The 15047-nt window shown below is 74.4% G+C and carries 12 protein-coding genes; 4 read left to right on the top strand and 8 right to left on the bottom strand.

What is annotated here, in order from left to right:
- Nucleotides 1–3 precede the first annotated feature (3 nt).
- A complete protein-coding gene (locus ITJ48_RS11770; protein ID WP_123547884.1) occupies nucleotides 4–240 on the top strand; it encodes a hypothetical protein in 237 nt (78 codons plus the stop codon).
- Here the strand turns inward: ITJ48_RS11770 and ITJ48_RS11765 are convergent.
- Entirely contained in the window at nucleotides 231–1541 is a 1311-nt protein-coding gene (locus ITJ48_RS11765) for an MFS transporter (protein WP_194613813.1), read from the bottom strand. The two genes, ITJ48_RS11770 and ITJ48_RS11765, sit on opposite strands and share 10 nt — an antisense overlap.
- Before the next feature lie 76 nt (nucleotides 1542–1617).
- On the opposite strand from ITJ48_RS11765, the gene ITJ48_RS11760 reads away from it, so the two are divergent.
- Entirely contained in the window at nucleotides 1618–2313 is a 696-nt protein-coding gene (locus ITJ48_RS11760) for a TetR/AcrR family transcriptional regulator (protein ID WP_194613812.1), read from the top strand.
- Between the two features lie 38 nt (nucleotides 2314–2351).
- Here the strand turns inward: ITJ48_RS11760 and ITJ48_RS11755 are convergent, their stop codons facing one another.
- Together ITJ48_RS11755 and ITJ48_RS11750 are read right to left on the bottom strand one after the other, a co-directional pair.
- The gene (locus ITJ48_RS11755) at nucleotides 2352–3200 is read right to left on the bottom strand and encodes an ABC transporter permease (RefSeq protein WP_194613811.1); all 849 of its coding nucleotides are present in this window, start codon (nucleotides 3198–3200) and stop codon (nucleotides 2352–2354) included.
- The gene (locus tag ITJ48_RS11750; protein WP_194613810.1) at nucleotides 3197–4213 is read right to left on the bottom strand and encodes an ATP-binding cassette domain-containing protein; all 1017 of its coding nucleotides are present in this window, start codon (nucleotides 4211–4213) and stop codon (nucleotides 3197–3199) included. The genes ITJ48_RS11755 and ITJ48_RS11750 overlap by 4 nt, the downstream gene beginning before the upstream one ends.
- A gap of 216 nt (nucleotides 4214–4429) precedes the next feature.
- On the opposite strand from ITJ48_RS11750, the gene ITJ48_RS11745 reads away from it, so the two are divergent.
- Entirely contained in the window at nucleotides 4430–7918 is a 3489-nt protein-coding gene (locus ITJ48_RS11745; RefSeq protein WP_194613809.1) for a bifunctional proline dehydrogenase/L-glutamate gamma-semialdehyde dehydrogenase, read from the top strand.
- A 217-nt stretch (nucleotides 7919–8135) separates the two neighbouring features.
- Here the strand turns inward: ITJ48_RS11745 and ITJ48_RS11740 are convergent, their stop codons facing one another.
- The 4 genes from ITJ48_RS11740 to ITJ48_RS11725 form a co-directional block, all read right to left on the bottom strand.
- Complete coding sequence (locus ITJ48_RS11740) at nucleotides 8136–9119, bottom strand: NAD-dependent epimerase/dehydratase family protein (protein WP_194613808.1); 984 nt, start codon at nucleotides 9117–9119, stop codon at nucleotides 8136–8138.
- On the bottom strand, nucleotides 9116–11950 hold the full coding sequence (locus tag ITJ48_RS11735; RefSeq protein ID WP_194614454.1) for an alpha/beta fold hydrolase: 2835 nt from the start codon (nucleotides 11948–11950) through the stop codon (nucleotides 9116–9118). Before ITJ48_RS11735 ends, ITJ48_RS11740 begins: the two co-directional genes overlap by 4 nt.
- Before the next feature lie 5 nt (nucleotides 11951–11955).
- Complete coding sequence (locus ITJ48_RS11730) at nucleotides 11956–12918, bottom strand: 3-oxoacyl-ACP synthase III (protein ID WP_194614453.1); 963 nt, start codon at nucleotides 12916–12918, stop codon at nucleotides 11956–11958.
- 403 nt (nucleotides 12919–13321) lie between these two features.
- Entirely contained in the window at nucleotides 13322–13603 is a 282-nt protein-coding gene (locus ITJ48_RS11725; RefSeq protein WP_194613807.1) for a hypothetical protein, read from the bottom strand.
- Between the two features lie 89 nt (nucleotides 13604–13692).
- Here ITJ48_RS11725 and ITJ48_RS11720 point away from each other — a divergent pair, with 89 nt between their 5' ends.
- On the top strand, nucleotides 13693–13944 hold the full coding sequence (locus ITJ48_RS11720) for a hypothetical protein (RefSeq protein WP_192040910.1): 252 nt from the start codon (nucleotides 13693–13695) through the stop codon (nucleotides 13942–13944).
- Here ITJ48_RS11720 and ITJ48_RS11715 read toward each other — a convergent pair.
- Nucleotides 13941–15035, bottom strand: a complete 1095-nt coding sequence (locus ITJ48_RS11715; protein WP_194613806.1) for an FUSC family protein — start codon at nucleotides 15033–15035, stop codon at nucleotides 13941–13943. The genes ITJ48_RS11720 and ITJ48_RS11715 overlap by 4 nt on opposite strands.
- Nucleotides 15036–15047 lie beyond the last annotated feature (12 nt).

Here is a 15047-nt window from a genome sequence, read left to right as displayed (position 1 = left end):
ACCATGGCAGATCTGACCGACGTGACCTGGAACCAGGAAGCCCGCGACAAGATGCTCACCGACGCCGACCGCGTGCTGCAGGACGCCGTCCGCGAGGTCGCGGCCGAGCACGAGGGCGACGACTGGGAGCCCGCCTTCGCCGCGCTGAACGAGCGCCTCAAGGGCCGCTTCATCGACTACGAGCCCGGCCCGGACGTGCGCAAGTACGCCGAGGCGATCGCGCGCGGCGACTACCGCTGATCGAACGGCTCCTGATCGGACGGCCCGTGGCCGACCCGATCGTCTGCTGACAGGACCGCGGGTGCGTCGATCCGGCGCACCCGCGGACTGACGGCCACCGCCACGGCCACGACGGCGATCAGGCCGGCCAGGACCAGCAGGGCCGTCGGAGTGCCGAAGCGGCCGGCGAGGGGCCCGACCACCAGCTCGCCCACGGGGATGCCGGCCAGCGTCGCGAGCGTCAGCGCCCCGAAGACCCGGCCGAGGTAGGCGCGCGGCACGAGGGTCTGGACCGCCACGTCGAGCGGCACCGTGAACAGCTCGAGGCCGACGCTCGACACGAAGAGGCCGAGGCAGAGCCAGAACGCCCAGTGCAGCGGGTCGACGTACGGCGCGTCCAGCACCTCCGGCTGGTCCACGTGGGCGCCGGCGAGCAGCACCAGGGGCAGCACCAACGCCGACGTCGCCAGGCACGCGACCGCGAGCCGCAGGCGCCCGCGCAGCCGGCCCGCCCAGACGGCCCCGACGACGAGGCCGAGGGTCTGCACCGCCCCGGCGAAGCCCCACAGCACCCGGCCGAACGACTCGTCCGCCACGAGCGGCCCGATCACCTGCACCCCGCCCGCGAAGCTGAGCTGGTGCACGAACGCGAGCGCCAGCGTCGCTCGCAGCCACGGCGACCGCGCGACGAAGCCGATCCCCGAGCCCAGGTCGTGCAGCAGCGACCCCGAGCCGGAGGCGCCGGTCACCGACCGCGGGACGCGCCCGAACGCCAGCGCCGCCGCCGCCGACAGCCCGGCGCCGACGAGCAGCGCGCTGCCCGTCCCCGCGACGCCGACGAGCGCGCCGCCGAGGGCCGTGCCGACGATCAGGCCGACGTTCATGCTGATCCGCGCGAGCACGGTGCCGTCGCGCACGAGGGGCTCGACGAGCACGTCGCGGAGCATCGCGCTCGAGGCGGGGCCGAAGAACGCGGCGGCCGCGCCCGTCAGGGCCGCCGCGACGGCCAGCGTCACGAGGGTCTCGCGCCCCGTCAGCAGCAGCACCCCCGCAGCGACCAGGGAGGCGGCCGAGACCACCGAGGAGGCGGTGGCCACCAGGCGCCGTGGCAGCCGGTCCGCGAGGGCGCCGCCCACGAGGACGAGCACGACGTTCGGCACCGCACGGGCCGCCACGACGAGGCCGAGCTGCGTCGCGTCCGCGCCGAGGTCGACGGCCGCGAAGACCAGGGCCAGGGGGGCCAGGCCGCCGACCACCCACGACAGCAGGCGTCCGACCCACAGGGCGCGGAACGCCGGGATGCGCAGCAGCGACCACCTCACGCGGCGAGCCTACGCTCGGCTCATGGGGGTCTCGGAGGCGGTGCGATCGCCCGCGGCCCGCCTTAGGCTGGCCCCGATGTCCGCACTCGACGAGCCTGCCGCCGCCTCGGACGAGTCCGTCGTCGAGCAGCCGCCCGCGCCCGCCCCGCCCGGCCGCTACCGCAAGGGCGTCGCCAAGCGCGAGGCGATCCTCGAGGCGGCCCTGCCGGTGTTCGGCAAGGTCGGCTTCCACGGGGCCTCGCTGCGCGAGATCGCCCGCAGCTGCGGCGTCTCGCACCAGTCGCTGATGCACTACTTCGCGACCAAGGACGAGCTCCTCATGGCCGTCCTCCGTCGACGCGACGAGCGCCTCCGGCAGCACTTCGACGACGAGGGCGGCATGCGCCTGGCCGAGCTGGTCGCGCTCGCCGAGTACAACGTCGACGTGCCCGCCGTCATCTCGCTGTTCATCACGGCGTCGGCCGAGGCGACGTCGAGCGACCACCCGGCGCACGACTACTACGCCGACCACTACGACCGGATCATCGGCTCGACTTCGGCGTACCTCGCCGTCGCGGAGGCGCGCGGCTGGCTGCGGGAGGGGTTCACGGCCGAGTCGGCGGCCCGTGTCGTGCTGGCCGTGCAGGACGGCCTGCAGCTGCAGTGGCTGTACCGACGCGACGAGGTGCAGGTGGCCGACCTGATGCGGCTCGTCATCGGCACGGTCGTGACCGTGCCGACCGAGCAGCTCGACGACGCCGTGCGCGAGCAGGTCGCCGCCGCCCGGAGCTGATCCGCCGGGCCGTGCCGAGCTGATCGCCGGGCCGTGCCCTACTTCGAGCTGATCCGCTGGAACTTGCGGATGCTCAGCGGCACGAACACCACGAGCATCACCGCGAGGCCGACGAGCACGGTGACGTACGGGTGCTGCAGCGTCCAGATGTCGGGCACGGGGGTCTCGCCGAGGTTGCCGAACGACGTGCGGGCGGCCTGCACCAGCGACGACACCGGGTTCCACTCGGCGAAGACGCGCAGCACCGTCGGCAGGGTGTCGCTCGGGACGAAGGCGTTCGAGATGAACGTGAGGGGGAACAGGACCATGAACGACGCGTTGTTGATCGTCTCGGGCGTCTTGACGCTCATGCCGAGCAGCGCCATCACCCAGCTGAACGAGTAGCTGAAGAGCAGCAGCAGCGCGATGCCCCCGAGGAACATCAGCGGCGGCGTGTTCACCCGCCAGCCGACCGCGAGCCCGGTGAGCATCATGATGACCATCGAGATCGAGTTGAGGGCGAGGTCGCTGTTCGTCCGGCCGATCAGCACCGCCGAGGGGCTCATCGGGAGGGTGCGGAACCGGTCGATGATGCCCTCCTTCAGGTCCTGCGCCATCGCGGCGCCCGAGAAGGTCGAGCCGAAGACGACGGTCTGGGCGAAGATGCCCGCCATCAGGAACTGCGTGTAGTCGGTGCCCTGCACGGCGATCGCGCCGCCGTAGACCTGGCTGAACAGCAGCACGAACATGATCGGCTGCAGCACCGCGAAGATCAGCATGTCGGGCGAGCGCTTGACCTTGATCAGGTTGCGCTTCGTCACGGTCCACCCGTCGGAGGCCCAGGTGCCGAGCCCCGTGGGGCCCACGGGCGTGAGGGTCTGCGCGAGCGCGCTCGTCGTCGTGGTCATCGCCGCGCCTCCTTCTTGCTCGTCTTGTTCGTCGCGACCGAGCCCGTGTCGGGGTCGTCGTCGTCGACGGCCTTGCGCCCGGTCAGCTGCAGGAACACGTCGTCGAGCGTGGGACGGCGCATGCCGGCGTCGTGCAGCTCGATGCCCGCGGCGCCGAGGTCGGCCAGGGTGCGCTGCAGCGCGGTCGGGCCGTCGGTGACGGCGACCTCGACCTGTCGGCCGTCGCTGCCGAGCGTCGGCTCGGCGTCGCCGTGCCGTCGAAGCACCTCGAGCGCCTGGTCCGCACGGGCCTCGTCGACGAGCGCGACGACGAGGCGGTGCCCGCCCACCTGCGCCTTGAGGTGGTCGGCGGTGCCCTCGGCGATGACCCGCCCGCCGTCGATGACGGCGATGTCGTCGGCCAGCCGGTCCGCCTCCTCCAGGTACTGGGTCGTCAGCAGCACCGTGGTGCCGCCGGCGACGAGGGAGGTGATGATGTCCCAGAGGGCGAGGCGGCTGCGGGGGTCGAGCCCCGTCGTCGGCTCGTCGAGGAACAGCACGCGCGGGTTCGTCACGAGGGCGCCCGCGAGGTCGATCCGTCGGCGCATGCCGCCCGAGAAGCCCTTGACCGGGCGGTCGCCGGCGGCCGAGAGGTCGAACACGTCGATCAGCTCGCGGGCCCGCTCGCGCGACACCTTCGCGCCGAGGTGGTAGAGCCGACCGATCATGTCGAGGTTCTCGAAGCCGGTGAGGTTCTCGTCGACGGCCGCGTACTGGCCCGACACCCCGATGGTGCGGCGGGTGGACTGCGGGTCGGCGACCACGTCGATCCCGGCGATGTGCGCCGTGCCCGAGTCGGGCACCTCGAGCGTCGTCAGCATCTTGACCACGGTCGTCTTGCCGGCGCCGTTCGGCCCCAGCAGCGCCTTGACGGTGCCCTCGGGCACGGTCAGGTCGAAGCCGGTCAGCGCGTGCACCGGGCCCGACTTCGAGCGGTAGGTCTTCGTCAGGCCCGAGGCCTCGATCATCGCCATCTGCGCGCCTCCGACGTGGGGTGACGTCGCCGGACCCCCTGGTTCGGTGACGAGGCGAAAGTAGCAGTCGTGCGGCCCGCCCACCAGAGGACGGGTCGGTCCCGTGCGGTGCCGAGGAGGCGCCGGCCACCTGTGCAGGAGGCGCGGATCGGCCGCCACGTTACGGTCATGTGTCAAACCTTGCCACCTGGCAAGTTCCGGTCTTATCGTGACCGCATGACCACCATCGACCAGCCGGCCCGGCCGGCAGCTGCAGCCCTCCCCGAGTCGATCGGCGACGACGCCGTCGCCCTGGCCCGCCGCTGGGCGCACGAGGCGTCGTCGGCGCCCAGCACCGACTCGGCCCACCTGCTCGCCCAGGTGCTCAAGGACGAGTCGGGCCTCGCCTTCACCATCGGCTTCGTCGACCGCGTCGTCCGCCCCGAGGACTTGAGCGTCGCCGCCCGCAACCTGTCGCGCCTCGCGTCGCAGGTGCCCGCGTTCCTGCCCTGGTACATGCGCGGAGCCGTCCGGGTCGGCGGCGTCGTCGCCCCCGTGCTGCCCGGCGTCGTCGTGCCCGTCGCCCGACGCGTGCTGCGCGGCATGGTCGGCCACCTCATCGCCGACGCCCGGCCCGCCAAGCTCGGCGCGGCCATCAGCAGCATCAAGGCGGAGGGCACGCGCCTCAACCTCAACCTGCTCGGCGAGGCCGTGCTCGGCGACGCCGAGGCCGAGCACCGCCTCGCGGGCACCCGGGCGCTTCTCGAGCGCGACGACGTCGACTACGTGTCGATCAAGGTGTCGTCGATCGTCAGCCAGCTCTCGATGTGGGCCTTCGACGAGACCGTCGAGCGCGTCGTCGAGAAGCTCACGCCCCTGTACGAGCTCGCCGCCCGCTCGCGCGAGCCGAAGTTCATCAACCTCGACATGGAGGAGTACCGCGACCTCGACCTGACGATCGCGGTCTTCACGCGCCTCCTCGACCAGCCGCAGCTGAAGGGCCTCGAGGCGGGCATCGTGCTGCAGACGTACCTCCCCGACGCCCTCGGCGCCCTGCAGGGGCTGACCGAGTGGGCGACCCGACGGGTCGACGCGGGCGGGGCGTCGATCAAGGTCCGCGTGGTCAAGGGCGCGAACCTCGCCATGGAGACCGTCGACGCCGTCGTGCACGAGTGGCCGCTCGCCACCTACGACACGAAGCAGGCCAGCGACACGAACTACAAGCGCGTCCTCGCCTGGGCGCTGACGCCGGAGCGCACGCGCGCGGTGAAGATCGGCGTCGCGGGCCACAACCTCTTCGACATCGCCTTCGCGCACCTCCTCGCCGAGGCGCGAGGCGTCGGCGGCCGCGTCGAGTTCGAGATGCTGCTCGGCATGGCCGAGGGCCAGGCCGAGCTCGTCAAGGCCGACGTCGGCGGGCTGCTGCTCTACACGCCGGTCGTGCACCCGCGCGAGTTCGACGTCGCCATCAGCTACCTGATCCGCCGCCTCGAGGAGAACGCCTCGAGCGAGAACTTCATGTCGGCCGTCTTCGAGCTCGCCTCGAACGAGGCGATGTTCGAGCGCGAGAAGGGCCGGTTCCTCGCCTCGCTCGCCGACGTCGACGTCGAGGCGCCCGCCCCGCACCGCGTGCAGAGCCGACTCGACGACGCCCAGGCGCTCCGGCCGCGCGAGGCCGGCAGCGGCTTCGACAACGAGCCCGACACCGACCCCGCCAAGGCCGACAACCGCGCCTGGGGCCGCGAGATCCAGCGTCGCTCGACCGACTCGGTGCTCGGCGTCGACCTGATCGAGCAGGCGCGGGTGACCGACGCCTCCGTGCTCGACGAGATCGTCGCCGGCGCGGTCGCGGCACAGCCCGCGTGGGCGGCACGAGGAGGCGCGGGCCGGGCCGAGGTCCTCCGTGCCGCCGCCGTCACGCTGGCCGCCCGACGGGCCGACCTGATGGAGGTCGCCGCGAGCGAGACCGGCAAGACCGTCGCCGAGGGCGACGTCGAGGTCAGCGAGGCGATCGACTTCGCCAACTGGTACGCCCACCTCGCCGAGGAGCTGGACGTCGTCGACGGCGCCGACTTCGTGCCCGAGCGCCTGACGCTCGTGACCCCGCCGTGGAACTTCCCCGTCGCGATCCCCGCCGGCTCGACGCTCGCGGCGCTCGCCGCGGGCAGCAGCGTCGTCGTCAAGCCGGCCGGCCAGGCGAAGCGCTGCGGCGCCGTCATGGTCGAGGCGCTCTGGGAGGCCGGCGTGCCTCGAGACGTGCTGCGGCTCGTCGACGTGGACGAGGGCGACCTCGGCCGCCACCTCGTCTCGCACCCCTCCGTCGACCGCGTCATCCTCACCGGTGCCTTCGAGACGGCCGCGCTGTTCACGAGCTGGCGCACCGACCTGCCGCTGCTCGCCGAGACGAGCGGCAAGAACGCGATCATCGTCACGCCGAGCGCCGACCTCGACCTCGCGGCCGCCGACGTGATCAAGTCCGCGTTCGGCCACGCCGGGCAGAAGTGCTCGGCCGCGAGCCTCGTGATCCTCGTCGGCTCGGTCGGCAGCTCCGAGCGGTTCCGCCGCCAGCTGGTCGACGCGGCCTCGACCATGCGCGTCGGGTACCCGTCCGAGCCCACGACCCAGATGGGCCCGATCATCGAGCCCGCCTCCGGCAAGCTCGAGCGCGCGCTGACGACGCTCGGCGCAGGGGAGTCCTGGCTCGTGGAGCCCCGTCGGCTCGACGACAGCGGCCGCCTCTGGTCGCCCGGCGTGCGCGCCGGGGTGGCCGCGGGCAGCGAGTTCCACCTGACCGAGTACTTCGGCCCGGTGCTCGGCGTCATGACGGCCGCGACCCTCGACGAGGCGATCGCGCTGCAGAACGCCACCGACTACGGCCTCACCGCCGGGCTGCACACCCTCGACCCGGCCGAGCTGTCGACCTGGCTCGACGGCGTCGAGGCCGGCAACCTCTACGTGAACCGCGGCATCACCGGCGCGGTCGTGCGGCGTCAGCCGTTCGGCGGCTGGAAGAAGTCGTCGGTCGGCGCCGGGGCCAAGGCCGGCGGTCCGAACTACCTCGTGCACCTCGGGTCGTGGACGCCGACGACGCTCGCGGGTGCTGCCTCGACGGAGGCGCGGCCCACGAAGGCCGTCGCCGCCGCCCTCCGCGCGGCGACCCCGTCGCTCGGAGCCGACGCCGACCTGGTCGCCGCGGCCGTCGCCACCGACGAGCACGTCTGGGCCTCCGAGTTCGGCGTCGCCCGCGACGTCAGCGAGCTCGGGCTCGAGCGCGACCTGCTGCGCTACCGCCCGCTCGCGGTGACGGTGCGCGCCGCCGAGGGCGCCTCCCTCGCCGACGTGGTGCGCGTGCTGCTCGCCGCCCTGCGCTCGGGCTCGCCCTTCACGGCCTCCGTCGCCACGGCCCTCCCCGAGCCGTTCGTCTCAGCGCTCGGCCTCGGCGTCGGGGCGATCCGGGTCGAGAACGACGACGCCTGGCACGACCGCGTCCGGGCGGGCGGGCTGCGGACCGAGCGCGTGCGCCTCGTGACGGGCGCTGCTGACGGGGGCGCCGCCTCCTCGGCCCTCGCCGACGCGCTCGGCGGCGACCCGGCCGTCGCGGTCTTCGCCGCGCCGGTCACGCCGACCGGACGTCTCGAGCTGCTGCCGTTCCTGCGCGAGCAGGCCGTGTCGATCACGGCGCACCGCTTCGGCAACCCCGACGGCTGGAGCGACGCGGTCATCTAGCCGCTTGCCGCCCCGCGCGCCTCGCCCGTGGGCGCGAACGAGTTGCCCCGGATGGTCGCCCCGCACGTGCGGGGGCAGTCTTTCGGGGCAATTCGTTCGCCGGGTCGTGCAAGTGTGCGCACCAGGGCTCGGACGAGTTGCCCCGAACGGTCGCCCGGCGCGGGCGGGGCAGCCTTCTCGGGCAACTCGTTCGCCGGGTCGTGCGGGCGCGGGTGGGTCAGACGGCGGGGCTGCCCGCGTCGTACCAGGCGGCCAGGCGGCGGAGGCCCTCGTCGACCGAGACCTCGGGCATCCACCGGAGGTCGTGCTGCGTGCGGCGCTGGTCGAACCAGTGCGCCGTCGAGAGCTGCTCCGCGAGGAACCGCGTCATGGGCGGCTCGTCGGCGCCGGGCCGCACGGCCCAGACGCGCTCGACGAGCGATCCCGCGACGCGGGCGAGCCCGGCCGGCACGCGGAGGCGCGGCACCGGTGCCCCGCCCGCGGCGCAGATGCCCGCCATCAGGTCGGCGACCGTGCGCGGCTCCCCGTTGGTGATCACGTACGAGCAGCCCGAGAGGGCGTCGACCCGCTCGAGCGCGGCGGCGATGCCCGAGGCGGCGTTGTCGACGTAGGTCGAGTCGATCAGGGCGGCCCCGTGGTCGAGCAGCGGCAGCCGCCCCTGCCGGGCCCGCTCGACGATGCGCTCGACGAGCTGCGTGTCGCCGGGGCCCCAGACCAGGTGCGGCCGCACGGCGACCACGCGCAGCTCGTCCGTCGCTGCGGCGAGGGCGAGCAGCTCGGCCGCGGCCTTGGTGCGGGCGTAGTCGCCACGTGCCCCCGAGGGGGATGCCGGCGCGGCGTCCTCGCCGACGATCGAGGCGCCTCCGTGGGCCACCGACGGCGACGAGACGAAGACGAGGCGGGCCACGCCGGAGGCGCGCATCGCGTCGAGCAGGGAGCTCGTGCCCCCGACGTTGACCGCCTCGAAGTCGGCGGGGTCGCCGGCCAGCGAGACCTTGGCGGCCAGGTGGACCACCGCCTCCTGCCCGTCGACCGCCGCCGCGACGGCCGCCGCGTCGGTCATCGAGCCGGCGACGTCGCGCACCCCGGCGACGCCCGACGGTCGACGCTGGAACGTCGTGACCTCGTGCCCGGCGGCCGCGACGGCCCGGGCGACGGCGCCGCCGAGCAGGCCGCTGGCGCCCGTGACGAGCACCCTCACGGGCGGCGCATCCGTCCGCCCGAGAGCACGGACGCGGCCCACGTCGCGAGGCGCGCGCGGTCGATCTTGCTGTTGTGGCGCACGTCGGTCGGCAGCTCCGGCACGACGAGCACGGCGGCGACGCGGTGGCCGACCGCGTCGAGCACGGCCGCCCGCACGTCGGCGGCGAGGTCGGCGGCCGCGAGCCCGGGACGCCGCACGGCGGGGGACCCCTCGCAGACGACGACGACCTGCTGCGTGCCCGCCGGTCCGACGCCGACGACGGCCGCGCGGGCCACGCCGGCGAGCGACTCGACGGCCTGCTCGGCGGCGACCGGGGTCAGGGGGCCGGAGGCGGTCGTCACGACGTGCGGCAGGCGCCCCTCGACCCAGAGCCGGCCCAGCTCGTCGAGGTGCCCGACGTCGCCGGTGCGGTGCCACCGACCGGACGACCCGGCCGAGGAGGCGTCGGTCCCGGCGGCAGCGCCGCCCACGCCCGTCGTGTCGCCCACGCCGCGCACGCTGGCCCGGTCGGTCAGCCACAGCCGGTCGTACCCGTGCTTGAGGTGCGGCGCCGACACGACGATCTCGCCCGTGACGCCGACGGCGTCGGAGAAGGCGTCGGAGGCGCGCCCTGCCTCGTCGAGCGGAGCGACGCGCACCTGCACGGTCGGCGCCGGGCGGCCGACGCAGACGCCGTTCGCCGACGGGTCGCCGGCGGCCTCGCGGACCTCGTCGAGCGTGACGTCGGTCATCAGCAGTCCCTCGGTCATGCCGTAGGGGGTGTGCGGCACGGCTCCCGGCATCAGGTCGCCCGCGGCGGCGAGCAGCGTCGCCGAGACGGGGGCTCCGGCCGACAGGAACGTCGACACCCCGGCGAGTGCCCGGCGACCGGCCTCGTCGAGCTCGTCCGCGGTCGCGACCACGTTCGTCAGCGCGGCGGGGGAGAGGAACACGACCGTCGCGTCGACCGCCTCGGCCGCCGCCGCGACGGCGCGGGCGGTCAGCGTGCGGGGCGAGGTGACGTCCATGTCGGGCGTCACGCTCGTCGCGCCGAGCGCGGGGCCGAGCAGGGCGAAGGGGGCGAAGCCGGCGACGAGGCCGGTGCCGGGCCCGACGCCGTACCGGTCGGCGAGGGCGTCGCGCAGCGCGGTCAGCTGGCCGTGCCGGTAGACGACTCCCTTGGCGGGCCCCGTCGAGCCGGACGTGAAGAGGATCGCGGCGGGTGCCTCGGCCACGGGCGGCTCGGGCAGCTCGGCCATCGCGGCGTGGGCTCGACGACCGAGGGCGGCGATCTCGGGCAGCGAGGTCTCGACACCGAGCGAGCGGGCCAGCACGGGCGAGAGGCGCTGGGTCGAGACGACGCGTCCCGGCCAGCCGAGGGCGCGGGCTGCCGTCAGGCCGGGCAGCTGGCCGATGACGTGGTCGGGCCACGCGCCGCGCACGGCGCGGGTGAGCCCGCGGACGCCGAGCCCCGCGTCGGCGACGACGACCACGGCCCCGATGCGCACGCAGGCGTAGAGCACGGCGGTGAGGTCGGCCCCGGGCTGCACGAGCAGCGAGACCCGGTCGCCCGGTCGCACGCCGTGCTTGCGGAGGCCGAGGGCGATCTCGTGCACCCGTCGGCTGAGCAGCCGCCAGCTGACCCGGCGGGCGCCGGAGCCGCGCGCGGCCCCGTGCGGCACCATCTCGATCAGGGCGGCCTCGGGGCTGTCGGCCAGGGAGTCGAGGTACGACCAGAGCGGGCGGTCCTGGAGGGTGCCCGGCGCCTCCTCGGCGGTCGTCGGCGCCGTGCCTGGCAGGCCTGCGGTGGTCGCCGCTGCACCTCCGCCGGTCGAGGAGGAGCGGCCGTCGCCGGACGAGGAGGTGCGGCCCGGCCCCTCGGGGAACCGGTCGCCCAGCCAGGTCAGCACGGCGGCCGCGTAGTCGACGTCCTCGGCGATCATGTGCCCGGCGCCCTCGAATCGGTGCACGTCGGCGTGCGGGAGGCGGTCGACGAGGTCGTCGAGGTAGCGGTCGCCGAAGATCGGGTCGCGCGGCCCCCAGAGCATCAGGCTCGGGACGGTGACGTCGCGCAGCGCCCCCGCGATCCGGTCGAGCTCCGCCCGGCTCGGGTGCTGCTGGTCGACCGGGATGTCCGCCACGAAGCCGCCGACGCCGCCCCGGCGCGGGGCGCCGAGGTAGGGAGCGCGGTAACCCGCCCGAACGGTGTCCGGCAGGGCGGGGTGGGCGAGCCCGAGCGTCACGTCGATGAACCCGGTCGTCGCGACGGTCGCGCGTCCGAGGACGCCGCGGGCGAGCGTCAGGCGGAGGGGCGCCGGGATCGGCTCGTCGGCCGGCTGGTGGATCGCCGTGTTGAGCATCGTCACCGCGGCGAGATGGCCGGGGTGGTCGACCGCCCAGCCCATCGAGACGACGCCGCCCCAGTCGTGTCCGAGCGTGACGACGGGGCCGTCGAGGCCGAGCTCGGCGGTGAGCGCGGCGAGGTCGGCGACCCGCTGAGGCAGCCCCCGCTCGACGCCGGTCCGCTCGGAGAAGCCCATGTCGAGCTGGTCGACGGCGACGACGCGCCAGGCGGGCCGGCCAGCTGCGGCGGCCTCGGTCGCCTGCGCCACGAGACGACGCCAGAGGTACGACCACGTCGGGTTGCCGTGCACGCAGAGCACGGTGCCGACGGGCTCGACCCCGAGTGCTTCGAGGGAGGCGGCGTTGTCGAGGAGGTGCCACGTGCGCTCGACGCGCTCGGCGCCTCCTGCGGGCACGGTCACCAGCCGCGACCACGACGGGTCGAGGCCGTCGAGCCCGGCCGGGGGGAGCGTCGCGGGCGACGTCGCCCGCGCGGCCGAGGGCAGGCGACTCACCAGGCGAGCTCCATCATCGCGGTGTTGATGCCCGAGCCGACGCCCATCAGCAGCACGCGGTCGCCCTTGGAGAGGGTGCGCGACTCCTCGACGAGGGTGATCGGGATCGAGGCCGGGCCGACGTTGCCGAGGGTGGGGTAGGTGAGCGGGACGCGCTTGCGGTCGATGCCCGCGGCCTTCACGAAGGCGCCGGTGTGCACGTCGCTGACCTGGTGCATGATGTAGCGGTCCATGCGCTGCCAGTTCCAGTCGCGGGCCGCCTCCTTCCAGGCCGAGACGACGAGCTCCATGCCGCGCTTGAGCAGGGCCTTCGCGTCGGTGAACATGCCGTCGACGCTGCCGACGCAGAGGTCGTAGTTCTCGGTCGCCGCACGGGTGACGCCGCCGAGGATGCGGTGCCCCTCGGGGTGGCGGTCGGCACGGCCGATCACGGCCGCCGCGGCGCCGGAGCCGAGCGTCAGGCTCGCGAACTCGCTCATGAAGTCGTCGCGCTCGTAGCCCTTGGTCAGGAGGCGGTCGATGGTGTTGACCTGGACGTCGTCCGCGTCCTCGCCGTCGATGATCACGGCGTAGTCGATCTGGCCGGCGTCGATCAGCTGCGCGGCGAGGGTCATGCCGTTGACGAAGCCCAGGCACGCGTTCGCGATGTCGAAGTTCGTGGCCGACGAGGGCAGCCCCAGCCCGTGGTGCAGCCGGACGGCCACCGAGGGCTCGAGGTGCGGCCGCGTCACGGAGGTGTTGATGAGCAGGCCGACCTGGTCGGGTCGGACGCCGGCCTCGGCCAGCGCCCGCTTGCCGGCGTCGATCGCGGCCTCGTCGAAGCTCTGGCCCTCGGCCCAGTTGCGTCGCTCCTCGACGCCGGCGACGCGCTGCAGGAGGCCCGTGGGCAGCTTGAGGCGCTTGAGCACCGGACGGAGCTTCTCGTCGATGCTGGCGGAGGTGGTGACGCGGGTCGCCATGGTGCTCGCGACGCTGAGCAGCGCGACGTTGCGGTGGCGCGTCGTGGCGTTGCCTGCCCCGACCGCGGGGACCGCGGCGTCGTCGTCCCGTGCGGCCGCGGAGGCGGCTCCGGCCTCGCGCTCGGCGGCGTCGGCCTCGAGGGTCGCGGCGTCGGCTCCGAAGAAGGCGGCGTCGGTGGGCGCCGCGCCTGTCGTGGCGTGTCCTGTCAACGGGACTCCCTGTCGAATTGTCTCGGGCGTGTGCACCGGCTCGGGCGACGAACGGTGGTCGTCGGCAGCCGGAGAGATCGTGAGCACCGGTCGGGTGCATCGGTCAAGTTTACGGCGCAGTTCTCTGTGCGGTTGCCAGGATCGCGGGGCACGAACATGCCCTCGGCAGCATGTGTCGTCGGGCGGAGAGGCGTCAGCCGTTCGGGTCTCGCGGCAGTCGGACGATGCGGCGACGACCGCCGAGGGTCCACCAGACGACGTCGACGACGGCCCACACGGTCACCGCGACGGCCACGACGAGCAGCAGCACGGCGACGACGGTGAGGCTGCCGCCCCCGACGAGCAGGCTCGTGAGGATGCTGGCCGCGAGCAGCGCGGCGGAGACGACGGTCACGATCGGCCGCACGAGGCCGCCGTCCTTCGTCAGCAGCCAGTTCGGCACGTCGGGGTCGACGGGCACCTGCCTGGTCCTCACGATGGCCTCCTGGGTCGTGCCGCGCGGCGGCGTGCCGTGTCGCCGTCCGGGCGACCCGGTCGAGGATACGTCCTCCCTAGACTCGGACCATGAGCGAACTCCGCCGCCCCTGGTTCACGCTGACGAAGACCGGCACCGTCCTGCCTCCCGTCTTCGAGATCGTCCTCGGCGTGCTCGGGCTCGTCGTGCAGCTGCTGACCCTCACCTCCGGCGGGCCGGTCGAGACGATCACGCTGATCGTGTCCCTCGTCGCCGTGCTGCTGATCGCGCAGGGCGTCGCGGACCTCGTCTGGTGGTCCCGGGGCGACCGGCGGGCGCGCGCGCAGGCCGACGCCTCCTAGGCGAGCCTGGTCGGCGCGCCGTCCGACGCGGGCCTGCTGCGGAGCCGGTGCGTCGCGAGGAGCACCAGCACGACGACGCCCACCCCGATCGCCGTGTCGGCGCCGCGGGCCGCGATCAGGGCCCCCACGTCGACGGGCGCGCCGCCGATGGCGGGCATGCCGAGCGCCATCGGCGTGATGAACACCAGGGCCAGGCCGTAGTTCCGTGCGACGACGAGCTCGGTCGCGAACTGGAGCACCCCGAAGGCGACGACGAGCGCGACGGCGCTCGGCTGCAGGACCAGCAGCAGGGTCGCGAGGCCCAGCCCCACGACCGTGCCGAGGAGGCGGTGGCCGGCTCGCAGCAGCTGGCCCGACGTCGCGCGGCCCACGACGGGCACCACGGCGGAGACCATCGCCCAGTACGGGTTCTGCAGGCCGAGCCCGACGCTGAGGAGACCGGCCGCGAGCGAGGCCACCAGGCAGACGCCGGCGTGCAGGAGGGCGCGGCGCAGGTCGACGCCGACGACGGGGCGCCCGACGACCCGGGCGCCGGGCTCGGCGAGGGCCCGCCGGCCGGAGCGGCGGACCAGCCCGACGAGCGAGGTCGCGAGCGCGAGCAGCACGCTCAGCGACGACACGACCGCCGCGATCCCGATGCTCGCCGGCACCGCAGGCACGAAGGCGCAGACGCCGAGCCCGAAGACCGGGAAGAGGGGGCCGGGCGGGTTCCAGCCGCGCACGTCCGCGACCACGGAGGCCGCCCCCGCCACGAGCGCCACGACCGGCACCAGGGCCACGGCGGGCAGCTGCGCCGCCGACAGCGCCGTGCCGAGCACGACGACCACGACGAGCAGCGCGCCCGCTTCGAGCTGCATGCCGAGGCGCTGCACGCGACCGAGCCCGCGGCCGAACGCCGAGGCGAAGGCGCCGAAGGTGGCGTAGGGCGCCCACTCGGCGTGCCCGATCGCGACGAGCACCGCGAGCGGCAGCACGACGGACACGGCCACTCGGAGGGCGGGCAGGTGGGCGCCGTCGTGCGGCCCCATGCGCAGCAAGTCGCGGGGCCGGGGGAAGGGGCTGCCGGAGGCGGCGGGCGGGCGGGACGGCACGGTCGAGAGGTC

The organism is Frigoribacterium sp. VKM Ac-2530 (assembly GCF_015350835.1).
Classification (GTDB): domain Bacteria; phylum Actinomycetota; class Actinomycetes; order Actinomycetales; family Microbacteriaceae; genus Frigoribacterium.
The sequence above is the reverse complement of the archived record's forward strand: the minus strand, read 5'-3'. Positions and strand labels throughout refer to the sequence as shown.

Coding starts and splice junctions, on each gene's coding strand:
- ITJ48_RS11770 (WP_123547884.1), top strand. CDS start 4: ATGGCAGATCTGACCGACGTGACCTGGAACCAGGAAGCCCGCGACAAG.
- ITJ48_RS11760 (WP_194613812.1), top strand. CDS start 1,618: ATGTCCGCACTCGACGAGCCTGCCGCCGCCTCGGACGAGTCCGTCGTC.
- ITJ48_RS11755 (WP_194613811.1), bottom strand. CDS start 3,200: ATGACCACGACGACGAGCGCGCTCGCGCAGACCCTCACGCCCGTGGGC.
- ITJ48_RS11750 (WP_194613810.1), bottom strand. CDS start 4,213: ATGGCGATGATCGAGGCCTCGGGCCTGACGAAGACCTACCGCTCGAAG.
- ITJ48_RS11745 (WP_194613809.1), top strand. CDS start 4,430: ATGACCACCATCGACCAGCCGGCCCGGCCGGCAGCTGCAGCCCTCCCC.
- ITJ48_RS11730 (WP_194614453.1), bottom strand. CDS start 12,918: ATGGCGACCCGCGTCACCACCTCCGCCAGCATCGACGAGAAGCTCCGT.
- ITJ48_RS11720 (WP_192040910.1), top strand. CDS start 13,693: ATGAGCGAACTCCGCCGCCCCTGGTTCACGCTGACGAAGACCGGCACC.